At 65.9% G+C, this 12122-nt stretch carries 12 protein-coding genes; 4 read left to right on the forward strand and 8 right to left on the reverse strand.

Annotated elements, in window-relative coordinates:
- Entirely contained in the window at positions 1-777 is a 777-nt protein-coding gene (locus tag Q7W02_25045) for a hypothetical protein (protein ID MDO8479398.1), read from the reverse strand.
- A gap of 20 nt (positions 778-797) precedes the next feature.
- Positions 798-1562, reverse strand: coding sequence for a glucose 1-dehydrogenase (locus Q7W02_25050; protein ID MDO8479399.1), 765 nt, complete (start codon positions 1560-1562; stop codon positions 798-800).
- 125 nt (positions 1563-1687) lie between these two features.
- Here Q7W02_25050 and Q7W02_25055 point away from each other — a divergent pair, with 125 nt between their 5' ends.
- The 3 genes from Q7W02_25055 (at position 1688) to Q7W02_25065 (ending at position 4067) form a co-directional block, all read left to right on the forward strand.
- Positions 1688-2161 carry an MOSC domain-containing protein gene (locus Q7W02_25055; GenBank protein MDO8479400.1) on the forward strand — a complete coding sequence of 158 codons (474 nt, stop codon included), beginning with the start codon at positions 1688-1690 and terminating at the stop codon, positions 2159-2161.
- An 18-nt stretch (positions 2162-2179) separates the two neighbouring features.
- Positions 2180-3013 carry a metal-dependent hydrolase gene (locus Q7W02_25060; GenBank protein MDO8479401.1) on the forward strand — a complete coding sequence of 278 codons (834 nt, stop codon included), beginning with the start codon at positions 2180-2182 and terminating at the stop codon, positions 3011-3013.
- A gap of 130 nt (positions 3014-3143) precedes the next feature.
- The gene (locus Q7W02_25065) at positions 3144-4067 is read left to right on the forward strand and encodes a hypothetical protein (GenBank protein MDO8479402.1); all 924 of its coding nucleotides are present in this window, start codon (positions 3144-3146) and stop codon (positions 4065-4067) included.
- A 337-nt stretch (positions 4068-4404) separates the two neighbouring features.
- Here Q7W02_25065 and Q7W02_25070 read toward each other — a convergent pair whose 3' ends face one another.
- From Q7W02_25070 to Q7W02_25090, 5 genes are all read right to left on the reverse strand, one after another.
- A complete protein-coding gene (locus tag Q7W02_25070) occupies positions 4405-5190 on the reverse strand; it encodes a DUF169 domain-containing protein (protein MDO8479403.1) in 786 nt (261 codons plus the stop codon).
- 281 nt (positions 5191-5471) lie between these two features.
- Complete coding sequence (locus Q7W02_25075) at positions 5472-6506, reverse strand: endonuclease NucS (GenBank protein MDO8479404.1); 1035 nt, start codon at positions 6504-6506, stop codon at positions 5472-5474.
- 341 nt (positions 6507-6847) lie between these two features.
- On the reverse strand, positions 6848-7801 hold the full coding sequence (locus Q7W02_25080) for a hypothetical protein (protein MDO8479405.1): 954 nt from the start codon (positions 7799-7801) through the stop codon (positions 6848-6850).
- A gap of 103 nt (positions 7802-7904) precedes the next feature.
- Complete coding sequence (locus Q7W02_25085) at positions 7905-8939, reverse strand: NADP-dependent oxidoreductase (protein ID MDO8479406.1); 1035 nt, start codon at positions 8937-8939, stop codon at positions 7905-7907.
- Positions 8936-10066, reverse strand: coding sequence for an HRDC domain-containing protein (locus Q7W02_25090; GenBank protein MDO8479407.1), 1131 nt, complete (start codon positions 10064-10066; stop codon positions 8936-8938). The genes Q7W02_25085 and Q7W02_25090 overlap by 4 nt, the downstream gene beginning before the upstream one ends.
- Positions 10067-10122: 56 nt before the next feature.
- Here Q7W02_25090 and Q7W02_25095 point away from each other — a divergent pair, with 56 nt between their 5' ends.
- The gene (locus Q7W02_25095) at positions 10123-10890 is read left to right on the forward strand and encodes a 3-hydroxyacyl-CoA dehydrogenase (GenBank protein MDO8479408.1); all 768 of its coding nucleotides are present in this window, start codon (positions 10123-10125) and stop codon (positions 10888-10890) included.
- A 319-nt stretch (positions 10891-11209) separates the two neighbouring features.
- Here Q7W02_25095 and Q7W02_25100 read toward each other — a convergent pair whose 3' ends face one another.
- Positions 11210-11983 (reverse strand): site-specific integrase, encoded by a 774-nt coding sequence (locus tag Q7W02_25100; protein ID MDO8479409.1) that lies wholly within the window; start codon positions 11981-11983, stop codon positions 11210-11212.
- Positions 11984-12122 lie beyond the last annotated feature (139 nt).

The raw sequence follows: 12122 nt of genomic DNA on the forward strand, positions 1-12122 counted from the left end.
TTAAAGGAAGGGGGAGTAGTACATGCGGAAGGCACGTATCGCGCCGGGCTCGGTGTCGTAAACGCCGGAGGCGAAGAAGCTGCGCTCGGCCCGATCGAAGGCGACCCGGCCCGGCTCTTCGGGCTCGTTGGGGTCGTAGACGATGAACTCGATGAACCGGCCCTCGTAGATCCGGTAGTCGTAGGCGATGACGGTGTGGTTCAGCTCGACCTTGGGCAGGTTGGTCACGAGAAGCTGGACCATGCGCCCCGCGTCGAGCTCGGCCAGAGTCTCCCGCGCCACGCGCTCCTGCTGCCCGCCCGTTACGGGGAAGACCACGCGCCAGTTGGTCCACTGGATAAAGGTCCAGACGAACCCGCCGAGGCCGGCCTTCACGGCCGCCTCCTGCGCCGCGGAGAATTCGTAGAGCGAAGCGTAGCCGGGAATCACGACCCGTTCCGCGGGAGGGAGCGGATCCTCCCACGGCGCCCGCGCCACGACCTCGCTGACGAGGCGGGTGTAGACGGGAGGCTCGACGCGCGGCAGCTCCGGAGCGAAGCGCGCGAAGCGATGGAACTGCGTGACAGCGCGCGCCATGACAAAGCAGTAATTGGCGTACATGTCGGTCTTGCCCGGATTCTTCCAGCGGATGTCGTTGCGGAACGCGAACGTATCCACCCCGAACCGGAGGGCGGCGCCCGACGTGGGCCGCGGCGCGCTCCGTTCGATCGGGGGCGCGGTCGCGCAGCCGGCGAGAACCAGCATCAGGCAGAGCAAGCGGGCAACATGGCGCATCATCGTTAAGCGAGTTTACCCCGTCAGCCCTGGATGGAATAGCCCCCATCAACCGGGATGGCCGCTCCGGTGATGAAATCGGACGCGGGACTGGCAAGAAAGACGGCCACGCCGGCCATGTCCTGCTCCACACCCCAGCGCTTCGCCGGCGTGCGCCTGAGCACGCTCTCGTGCAGCCCCTCGATCTGCTGGCGCGCCCGCTGCGTGAGCTCCGTGTCGATCCAGCCGGGCAGCACCGCGTTGACCTGGATGTTGTCCGCCGCCCACCCGGCGGCCATGGCCTTGGTCAGCTGGACCATGCCGCCCTTGGAGGCCGCGTAGGCCGGCGCGAACGAGGCGCCGAAGATGGACATCATGGAGCCGATGTTGATGACCTTGCCGCCGCCCTGCTTCTTCATCACGGGGTGGCAGGCGCGGCTCGCGAGGAAGGCGCTGGTCAGGTTGACGTCGATGACCTGGCGCCACTCGCCGAGCGCGAGGCTCTCGACGGGCTTGCGGATGTTCATGCCGGCGTTGTTGACGAGGATATCGAGCCTGCCGAAGCGCGCCACGGTCGCCTTGACGAGCGCTTCGACCGAGCCCTCATCGGCGACGTCCACCTCGATGGCCTCCGCCTCGCCACCGAGTCCACGCAGCTCAGCGACGGCCCGCGCGCTCTTCTCGCGATTGCGCGCCGCCACCACGACGGCCGCGCCCGCCTCCGCGAGCCCGCGCCCCATGCCGAGCCCGATGCCGCCGTTACCGCCCGTGACCACCGCCACGCGACCCTTCAGATCGAAAGCGCCCACGGTCGGGTTCCCCCTTGGAGTCGACGGATGTGCTAAAGGTGAGGGGCAGTGTACCCGCTCGAGGGGCTCCTGTGAAGCGCTCCCGCTGGACCGCCCGCTTGATTCAGGGGGCCGCCTCGTTTAGCATGGCGGCCATGTGGCAGGGGTCGGTGGTCTCGATCCACATCACTTCCGCGGCGGGCCAGCCGATGGAAACCGTGCCGGAGGCGCGCGCCGTCGCCGGCCGCGGCCTCGAGGGTGACCGCTACTTCGCCGGCACCGGCTACTACTCGGACAAGCCCGGTGAGGGCGGACGCGAGCTGACGCTGATCGAGACGGAGACCCTCGAGGCGCTTCCCGCCCTCGGCGTCAAGCTCTCGGCGGCCGAGAGCCGCCGCAACATCGAGACCGCGGGCGTTCCGCTCAACCACCTGGTCGGCCGCGAGTTCCGGGTCGGCGCGGTCCGGCTTCGCGGCACCCGGCTCTGCGAGCCGTGCAGGTACCTCGACGGCCTCACGCAGCAGGGCGCCATGGCGGCCCTGATTCATCGCGGGGGCCTGCGGGCGCAGATCCTCATCGACGGCCTCATCCGTGTCGGCGACACCATCACGCTGGCCTAACCACTACAGGAGAACACCATGGAGATGGAACGGCGCGACTTCCTCAAGCTCGGCGCGGGAGCCCTCACCTTCAGCCTGGCCGCCGAAGCGGCGTGGGCGCAGACTAACAAGATCGAGGTCCAGTGGCTCGGGCAGGCGACGACCAAGATCACGACGCTGACGGGCAAGGTGATCGTCATCGACCCGTTCATGGTCAACAACCCCAAGACGCCGGTGGGATGGAAGAACCTCGACGCCCTCGGCAAGGTGGACGTGATCCTCGTGACGCACGGCCACGGCGACCACACGGGCGACGTGGCGGAGCTGGCGAAGCGCACCGGGGCGACGGTGCTGGGGGACGGCGGGCTCATGCAGACCCTCGTGGACCTGGGCTGGGTGCCGGCCGACAAGGCCGTCCGCTTCGGCAAGGGCGGCAAGGTCCAGCCCGCGGGGCCGCAGATCACGATCACCCAGACGCACGCCGAACACTCCTCGGAGGTGACGGTCACCGACCCGGCGACGAAGAAGAGCACGACCTACCCCGCCGGCCAGCCCGCGGGCTTCATCGTCGAGATGGAGAACGGCTTCAAGCTCTACCACATGGGCGACACGGGGCTCTTCGGCGACATGCGGCTCATCGGCGAGTACTACAAGCCCGATCTCATCATGATCCCGATCGGCGGACACTTCGTGATGGACCCGAAGGACGCGGCGTACGCGACCAATCAGATGCTCAAGCCGAAGTACTCGATCCCGTTCCACTACGGCACGTTCCCCGTGCTCAAGGGCACGCCGCAGGAGTACCAGGCGGCGCTCGGCCAGACAACCACTCAAGTGTTCCCGATCAGCCCGGGAGACAAGCTCCAGTTTTAAGTAGGTCTATGAAAGAAGATGAAGCCAAAGACGTTGAGGCAGAGGGGCAGGACTATCTGCCACACCGAGTACGCCTTCCAGGATTCATCCTTGATGAAGATGCGGGTCTCGGATTATGAGGAGAGTAACCATGGAACAAAACGAAGTGAAACAACAATCAGCCAACCAAGCTGCGGCGGGTCACGATGTCGCCGCGATGACGCCAGCCCAAGAGTATGTTGCTATGCCACCACCGGCTGAGGAGGCACCTTGCCCAACTTGCTCAGGCGGGGCGGCTTCTATGCCTATGTCCTACGTCCATGCCCTTGGCCGGATCGAAGCACGATTTCCGCGCCTATCGATTGAGAAAGAGTTTGCCCAGGTTGCGGGTCGCTCTGAAACCGCTGGAATGACCGATCGCAAAGTATTTCATGCCATCCTGTCAAAACGCGAAAACCGTTATCTAGCGCGCCAAATGTGCTGGGTGCTGACCATTCAGGGCCTAGAGACCTATATTTTGCACCCGCGCGACCCAGTAGACTTCGAGCGTTTAGTGGAAGCCATTCGCCCGATGCCCAGCCCAAATGACATTGATGTGGTGATTGGGATAAAAGGCCCCATCGCTCCACCAGAGCTATGCAACGGGCTTATGGTTCCGATTGTCGCGTTCGACCAGATCTATTCCTTCGACCGCGATACGCTCATCAAAGCCATTCCGAGCCCTGAGAAGGTCAAACCAGAGACGTTTAGACCCGCAGCGGAGGAAGTGTTCAATAGGATCATGCAGATGACGGACAACACCGGCGCGACGGGTGAGCATCGGGCGCTGAATTATCTGGTCGTGCGCTATCCCGCCATCTATACAAAAGCGGCCGAAGAGTTCACACGAGACTTCTCGCTGACGGCGGTGAAAGTTCGTTCCTCACCCCTTAGCAGCACACGCAACATCGTCGAGGTCATTTTCTCCTACACCAACCGCAACACCGATTTCACCGAGAAGTTTTTTGTGCGCGTCGACGTGACCGAGGAGTTTCCATTCCTGGTCACCAAACTGTCGCCATACTTTGACCGTTAAACCCAAACACTGAAAGGAGGGTACCAAATGAACATGCTTAGATTTACCGCAGAGGCCTCGCTGTACAAGACCAGCGGGCGATACCAAACCGGTAGACATGCGACCAATTTACCCACTCAAATGATTAGCGCGATCAACCCGATTTTAACAGGCTGCTCAAAAGGGTCCAGATGCGAGGCGGCGCCCGACGGCCGCAGGCGAAGCGTAATTCTGTCTCAGCCCTCGCCTCGGGGCTGAGCCCCTCAGCTCGAACGTCCACGTACGTTGAGCCTGCGGCCGAGGGCACCCCAACAGTCTTCTTGCTAAATGGCGCAGATGGGCTCTTTTCAGCAGCCTGCTAGGACTTCTTGTCTTTGTCGGAGTAGCTGACGGCCAGTCCCGCCCCGGCGTCGCCCTGGATGCCGTAGGGCGGGACCGGATAGCGGAGCCCGTTCTTCGACAGCGCCGCCAAGCCGTCGACCATCTTCGGCAGGTAGCGCGGCGGCAGCGCCATCAAGAGCTCATCGTCGGCCACTCCGCCGTAGCGCCGCTCGGCGTAGCAGGGAATCGTCAGCGCGGGCTCGCCGGTCTTGAGCGCCTTGCCCCACGAGTCGGCGCAGGCCGATTCGCCCACCGACGTGAAGGACATCTTCTTGTAGCCCGACCACTGAAGCCCGTTGATCATGAAGATCATCTGTCCCGGCGTGCCGTACAGCAGGCAGATGTCGGGCGGGTCGAGCCTGCCCGACGCGAGCGGCGCCACCGCCATCGCGCTGTAGCGGCCGAACGGCACGCAGTCCATCGCGTGCTGGTGCAGGCTCGCGTCCTCCTGCGTCTTGAACCACACGCCGGCCATGCGATGCCCCGAGAGCCATTCCTCATTCTGGGGATGGAGCCCGATCACAGCGCCGCACTGCGCGCCGACCAGGTCCTCCATGGTGATGCCCACGGTCCAGCCGAGCTGGCGCGCCTGCGCGACGATCTGGTCCGTCGTGTGCTTGACCTTCGGCCGCCTGATCTTGGGGATCGCCTCCATGTCGGCGGCGCTCTCGAAGAGCTTCATGCCGATCGGGATGCTGCGCAGCCGGAGATACTGGTTCAACCCGCTGATGATCGCGTCCCAGTCGTAGGTCTCAGTGGTCACGCTCGTCTCCTTGCGCGTGGCGTCGCTACCCTAGCCGCGGCGAGCGTACCATGCCTCTCCGCCCTCAGCCTCCCCTCGGTCATGGCCGGGTGTAGCTCTGGCCTAGCGGCCCTATTGAACCAGGGCGGCGTGCGGCACAGGATGAGACGGGGTGGGCTGCGCTACTAGGCGCGACCACCCCCGCCGTCAGGCGCGGGAGGTCTCAACGCTGGCTTCAGACGCCGCCGAAAGCCGAAGCGACGTAGGAGCGGAGGCTATTGGCGGTCGCCTGCAAGCCGGGGTTAGGTGGCCCCGCTCTTCTGCGACCTTGCAAGTCCATCAATGAAGCGATCGATCTCAGCGCGGTTGGCAAAAAAACCTTGAAACCCTTCGTAATCTGGACCAGCGGTCTCGTAGTAGATCCATGGATCGCGGCGCGGCGGCAGCATCGCCAGGTCGGCGTCCTCCGACAGGTTCAAAAAGGAGCGGAGCCGGAGGGAGTAGAGCTGAAACCGGAGTCCGTCACTCGCGTTGCTCTCTTGCGGGATGAGGCTGACGACAGTCTTTTTGCCCCCGTTGAAAACACCAGTGAAGCCGATGGAGCTTCGGGTCGTGTGCTTCTGGAAATAGCGCTCTAAATTGGCTACCGCGTGGCGGTATGGCTCCTGCACCCCCTTCTCTGCCGCTATCGCGTCCAACTCCTCGTAGGTGAGGTTCGGACGGCGCTTCGACGCGCCCTTCGTACGACTCTGCAGCTCTACCTGGGCCGGCTCAATCAAGAAAACGCGGGCGAGAAGTTCTGGCCCGTTCTGCTCTTTGAAGTACTGGAAGGTTGCGGCGTTGATGTTGACGCCGTACGTGTCTGAGAGGTACTTGATAATTCGCTCTGAGCTCGCGTGGATTTGCGAAGCGACGATAAGGAGGCGGTGATTCTCGTTCAGGGTCTCGGGAAGATCTGCGTCGAACCGACCTTTGAACGCTTCTTCGAGCTTACCCTGACCGAGGTAGGCTTCGCCTATGGCCGTGATCCGTTCGTTCGACAGGTCCTTGACCCAGGACCCGTAGTCGAGAATCTGCGCGGTGATCTCGCGCGGGGTCTTGTCTCGCTTCAGCTCAACCACCACTACATCTCCTGCGTGGTCGAGGCAGAGCAGGTCAATGAAGCCACCGAAGTCCGTCTCGACCTGGCGGCCTATAACCAGCAGGCCCGGGCTGAGCACGGAGATGTCACGCTCCAGCCAATCTTCGAGCCGGGCTTCGAGATCGAGCGGGGATCGAGCGATCTCGCGCAGGGTATCGCTGCCTTGGATCCTCCAGAGTCGCACTTCCTCAGGCATGTTCGATTCTCTTCTCTAGACCACCTAAGAATTGGACGGAACCATCTAGAAACAGTGACGCAGCGCGCGTTGCATCATAGCAGGGACGGAGGCCACGGACAGGAGCAGCGAGATCAGCGCGGAACATCGACACGTTGCGGCGTCCCGTGGTGTGGAGGACGTCCGTGCTATGCGGAACTTTCGAGTCCATTCCGAGGCGGCGCTTTCGCGGCGAAGAGTCAAGCGCGTCATGCCTGGAAAATTCGGGCCCCTTATGCTCGGTCAGGCCTTTGCGAACGCGCAGCGAATCACGCCGGGCGACAGCCGACGCCCCGCTCGCGCCAGCCGCCGTCCATATCAGGTCACTCGTGGGCGTGCAGGAACTCCCGCCACGCCACGCGGTGCCCGCGCAGGAAGTAGCCCAGCATGACGCCGGACGCCAGGAGATTGCCCGCGAGGATGGTCCACCACGTGATGGCCTCGAGCAGCCACTGGGCGAGCGCCGCGATCATGGCGAACGTGAACACCTCGAAGCAGCAGAAGAGCATGATGAAGGCGAAGAGTAGGGTCGGCTCTCTGTCGGCCAGCGTGAGCAGTGAGGCCGCGATCCAGCCGAAGAAGACGAAGGCCAGGCCGTGGAAGGCCGTGTACTCGGCGACGAGCGGCATGCTGATCACGAGCGCCGACGGGTCACGCAGGCCGTGGAAGAGCGCGGCGCCCAGGAGCGCGGGCGTGCGGAGCGGCACGCCCGCCGCGACGTCGTAGAGGAGAAACCACACCGCGACCACCCCCGCCCCGAGCATCCCCGACACGAGCCCCTCGCGGGCGATGCGGGTCCAGGGGCCGAGCAGCATCCGGCCGAGCGAACGGTACCCCACGAAGAAGTAGACGAGCATGCCTCCCGCGGCGAGCGCGTTCGCGGCGAGAATCGCCCACCATCCGAGCTCGGTCACCACCGGGTGCGCCCACCATGTGAGCACGGCCAGAAAAGCGACCTCGAAGGACATGAGCGCGATGAACACCATGAGCAGGCGGCTCGGCTGGCTCTGCGCGGAGACGATCAGGTAGGCGATCAGGACGCCGAAGAGCGCGAAGATCACGCCGTGGAGCACGGTGTACTGCACGACCAGCCCCGGCGAGACCGTGACGGCCGACGGATCGCGGAGGCCCTGCAGCGCCGCCGCGCCGAGCAGCGCCGGCGTGCGGAGCGGCTGGCCGCGCGCGGCGTCGTAGATGAGAAACCAGGCGGCAACGATGGCCGCCCCGATGAGGCCGGCGATGATGCCTTCGCGGAAATAGCGGGATCGGGAACCCATGGGAAGCCTCCTCTGGAGAGCGGTCGGGCCCGGGCCTGTGGATCCTTGATCCCGGGTGTACCACCGTCCCGGCTGGAGAACAACCGGGAGGTGCGCCGGTGCGCTACCTCGGACCAGAGGCCGGGGGGTCGGGGGCCAGGCGCACGACCATCTTGCCCAGGTTGTCGCCGGAGAAGAGGCCGAGGAAGGCCTTGGGCGCGTTCTCGATGCCCTCGACTACGGTCTCTTCCCGCTTGATGCGCCCGGCCTTGAGCCAGCCGCCCACCTCGCCGACGAATTCTCCGTAGCGGTCGAAGTGGTCGGAGATGATGAAGCCCTGCATGAGGGTGCGGTTGGCGATCATGGAGAAGAGGTAGCGCGGGCCGGGGTCGGGGATCTCCAGGTTGTACTGCGAGATCATGCCGCAGAGGGGGATGCGGGAGAGCGGGTTGAGCAGGCGCAGCACGGCGTCGAGGATCGGCCCGCCCACGTTCTCGAAGTAGACGTCGACGCCCTTGGGGCAGGCCTGGCGGAGCGCGTCGACGCAGTCACCGGCCGTCTTGTAGTTGATGGCGGCGTCCGCCCCCAGCTCGCGCCTGACATAGGCGCACTTCTCGTCGGTGCCGGCCGTGCCCACGACGCGGCAGCCCAGGATCTTGCCCATCTGGACGACGAGCGAGCCCGTCGCTCCGGCGGCGCCGGAGACCACGAGCGTCTCGCCGGCCTTGGGCTTGCCGATCTCCTTGAGCCCGTACCAGCCCGTGAAACCGGGGACACCGAGGACGCCAAGGTAGGCCGGCAGCGGCAGCGAGGCATCGACCGGCGTGATGCCCTCGCCCGCCGAGACGAAGTACTCGCGCCAGCCCTGCATGTTGCTGACGACCGCGCCTTCCTTGAGCTTGGGATGATTCGACTTCAGCACCTGCCCCACGGCGCGCCCGTCGAGCGGCTTGCCGACTTCGAAGGGCGGCGAGTACGACTTGCGGTCGTTCATGCGGCCTCGCATATACGGGTCCACCGACATCCAGATGTTGCGCACGAGGATCTGGCCTGGCCCCGGCTCGGGCACGGGCGTCGTCTCGAGCCTGAAGTCGGTGGCCTTCGGCATGCCCGCGGGGCGGGCAGCGAGGACGATCTGCCGGTTCACGAGTGCGGTCATTCGAGCCTCCTCAAGAGATCGGCGCCGAAGAGCTCGGCGCGCCAGCGCCCGACACCTTCCACGCGCGCGAGGGCATCGAGGTCGCGCGGCGGATCATGGGCCAGCCTGTCGATCAGGCGCTGCGGGAAAATCACGCCCGCGTCGAGCTCCACGAGCTTGGCGGCCTCGACGCGCCAGGCGCGGAGCGCCTCGCTCCGCCGCTGGACGGCGCCGGAGGCGCGGGGCCGCGGGTTCGGGCGCCGCACGGGCAGCTCGGCGTCCAGCACGGTCAGGCCGCGCTCGACGGCCGCCAGGATCGCCTCGCCCGCTCGGCGCACCACGTTGATCGTGCACCCCTTGACCGTGAGGATCGAGTTGCTGTCCCGAGGCTTGAGCACCGCCAGCGCCACCAGCACCTCGTTGCCCAGAATCATGAAGGGCGGGCGGTCGAGCTTGATCGCCAGCGTCTCGCGCGCCTGGTGGAGCTCGCGCAGCACGGCGAGCCCGCGGCCGTCGAGGTCCTTGGCGGCCTTGAGCTTCATGTAGGCGTCGGGGTCGGCAGCCTTCTCGGGAGCGGGCATGGCGGCGATCAACGCGCACTCCTCCTCGACCCAGAGCTCGCGCCCCTTGGCGCGCAAAGCCTCCAACAGCTTCTGCCGCAAAGGTATCAGGTGGAGCACGTCGTTGAGCGCGTAGGTCTCCTGGGCCGGGCTCAGCGGGCGCTTGGACCAGTCGTCTTTCTGGCGCGAGGGACCCGGGTCCACGCCGATGAAGTCGCGCAGGAGCCCGTCGAGCGACAGCGACGTCACGCCGAGAAAGCGCGCGGCGATGGCCGTGTCGAAGATGTTGGCGACGGAGAACCCGTAGAGCCGCTTGAGATAGCCGAGATCGTTGTCGGCTGCGTGCAGCACCTTGACCACGCCCGCGTCCGCGAAGAAGGGTCCGAGCGGCTGGAGCGTGGGTAGCGCGAGCGGATCTATTAGGTGTCCCCGGCCCCGGTCGTCGGCCACCTGCACCAGGCAGAGCTTGACCGGATGGTGGTGGAGGCCGTCGGCCTCGGTGTCGATGCAGAGCGTCTTGGCCCCCCGCAGGGACACGACGAGCGCGTCGAGCTCCTCGGGGGTCCGTATCCAGAGTGGGGCGGCCATGGGTCTCGGTTATACTACCGCGGCAGTCGAGACCCCTGCCGAGGAGGATTCAATCGATGAAGATCGCGGGATCCGTTGCGGTGATCACGGGCGGCGCGTCGGGGCTGGGCCGGGCGACGGCCGAGCGGCTGCTCGCGGGCGGCGGCAAGGTCGCGCTCCTCGACCTGCCCAAGTCCGCCGGCGTCGAGGTGGCCAAGCAGATGGGGGGCAATGCCTTCTTCGCGGCCTGCGACGTCACCAGCGCCGACGAGGTGACGGCGGCGCTCGAAGCCGCCGCGGCGAAGTTGGGCGCCGTCCACGTGCTGGTCAACTGTGCCGGCATCGGCGCGGCCGAGAAGGCCTACGGCAAGCGCGGCCCGGCTGATCTCGGGGTATTTACGCGAGTCATCCAGGTCAACCTAATCGGCACCTTCAACTGCATCAGGCTGGCCGCCGCGCACATGGCCAAGAACCAACCCAACGAGGAGGGCGAGCGGGGCGTGGTGGTCAACACCGCCTCCGTCGCCGCCTTCGATGGCCAGATCGGCCAGGCGGCCTACTCGGCCTCCAAGGGCGGCATCGTCGGCATGACGCTGCCCATCGCCCGCGACCTTGCGGACCTGGGCATCCGCGTCTGCACCATCGCGCCCGGGCTCTTCGACACCCCGCTCCTGGCGGGGCTGCCGGAGCCCGCGCGCGTGTCGCTCGGCAAGCAGGTCCCGTTCCCCCCTCGCCTCGGGCGCCCGGCCGAGTACGGCGCCCTCGCAGCCCACATCGTCGAGAACACCATGCTCAACGGCGAGACCATCAGGCTGGACGGGGCGATCAGAATGCAGCCCCGCTAGTGTCCTGAGTGAGAAACTCGTTGGCAATCTGCCGGGCGGGGAGCCGGGTGGGGCAGGGGGCCCTCCCCTGCTGACCTCGCTGACCGGAAACTGTCAAGAAGAACGAGACACCGGGTTCGCGAGATCAGTGTAGGAGCGCCCTCCCGTCGCTCGGGTCTGGCGTGTCTGGAGGCCGAGGAGGGCGATAAGCGCAGCGACTCACATGCCGGGGATCACTGGTTCAAGTCCAGTGTCGTCCACCATTTTCGGCGCGGGGTTGCAACCCACCCCGCGCTGTTGCTTTTCTGCCGGTGCCGAAATAGTGCCACTTGAGCTCCGGTCACGCGATCGCGGACGCGCTCTCGTTGTCCGGTACCGCGGCCTTGACGGGGTGCGGCTCCAGGGCTCGAATGGCGTCGCGGAGATGCCCCGGCGAGAGGTGCTGATAACGCATCGTCATCCGCGGATCGCGGTGGCCGAGAATCTCCATGATGCTTCGCTGAGGGACGCCGGCCATAGTGAGCATGCTGCCCGCGTGATGGCGGAGGTCGTGGAATCGGAGGTTGGGCATCTCGAGGTCGGCCACCAGGCGCGCGAAGCCGCGGGAGATCACTTTAGGCTCGCGCTCAGGAAGGACGGGCGCCTCCGGTGAGAGCGGGCGGGGGAGCGCGGCGAAGGTTTCACGCAGCGTGTCCGTCATCGGAACCGAGCGTGCGTACCCGTTCTTGGTGTGCCGGAAGGTGATGGTCCGCGCCCGCATGTCCACGTCAGCCCATCGGAGGCGCACGAGCTCGCTTCGCCGAGCCCCTGTGTGGAGCGCGGCCAATATGTAGAGTCGGAGCGCGGAGTTGGGCGCCTGTCGCGCCGTCCATATCCGCCCGTTGTTCGCCTTCACCGTCACGTCGGCGCCGTTCAAGAGCTTCTCGTACTCCTCGGGCGAGAGATACCGGACCCGCCCTGGCGCTTCCTTCGCCTTCTTGAGCGCCCGCGCCGGGCTCGCCTTGAGATACCCCCACGTGACGGCGCGGCCGAGCAGATGCTTGAGCCGGGCCAGCTCCTTGTTGGCGGTGGTGGGAGAGACCTGGCCGAGCCGCTCGGCGTACCACGTCTCCATGCCCTCCTGCCGGAGGCTGGAGAGCTTCATGTCGCCGAAGCGCGGGAGGATGTATCGGAAATCCCGGTTGACAACACCTCATCGGCCATGCAAGCGTAGTGGCCCTGCGGCGGCCGGAGTCGCGGGCGGGCAAACGCAA

The sequence above is a fragment of the Candidatus Rokuibacteriota bacterium genome (genome assembly GCA_030647435.1).
GTDB lineage: Bacteria > Methylomirabilota > Methylomirabilia > Rokubacteriales > CSP1-6 > AR37.

Excerpts from the sequence above, each read along its gene's own strand:
- Q7W02_25045 (MDO8479398.1), bottom strand. The coding sequence starts at position 777 with ATGATGCGCCATGTTGCCCGCTTGCTCTGCCTGATGCTGGTTCTCGCC.
- Q7W02_25055 (MDO8479400.1), top strand. The coding sequence starts at position 1,688 with ATGGCGGCCATGTGGCAGGGGTCGGTGGTCTCGATCCACATCACTTCC.
- Q7W02_25060 (MDO8479401.1), top strand. The coding sequence starts at position 2,180 with ATGGAGATGGAACGGCGCGACTTCCTCAAGCTCGGCGCGGGAGCCCTC.
- Q7W02_25065 (MDO8479402.1), top strand. The coding sequence starts at position 3,144 with ATGGAACAAAACGAAGTGAAACAACAATCAGCCAACCAAGCTGCGGCG.
- Q7W02_25075 (MDO8479404.1), bottom strand. The coding sequence starts at position 6,506 with ATGCCTGAGGAAGTGCGACTCTGGAGGATCCAAGGCAGCGATACCCTG.
- Q7W02_25080 (MDO8479405.1), bottom strand. The coding sequence starts at position 7,801 with ATGGGTTCCCGATCCCGCTATTTCCGCGAAGGCATCATCGCCGGCCTC.
- Q7W02_25085 (MDO8479406.1), bottom strand. The coding sequence starts at position 8,939 with ATGACCGCACTCGTGAACCGGCAGATCGTCCTCGCTGCCCGCCCCGCG.
- Q7W02_25090 (MDO8479407.1), bottom strand. The coding sequence starts at position 10,066 with ATGGCCGCCCCACTCTGGATACGGACCCCCGAGGAGCTCGACGCGCTC.
- Q7W02_25095 (MDO8479408.1), top strand. The coding sequence starts at position 10,123 with ATGAAGATCGCGGGATCCGTTGCGGTGATCACGGGCGGCGCGTCGGGG.
- Q7W02_25100 (MDO8479409.1), bottom strand. The coding sequence starts at position 11,983 with ATGGAGACGTGGTACGCCGAGCGGCTCGGCCAGGTCTCTCCCACCACC.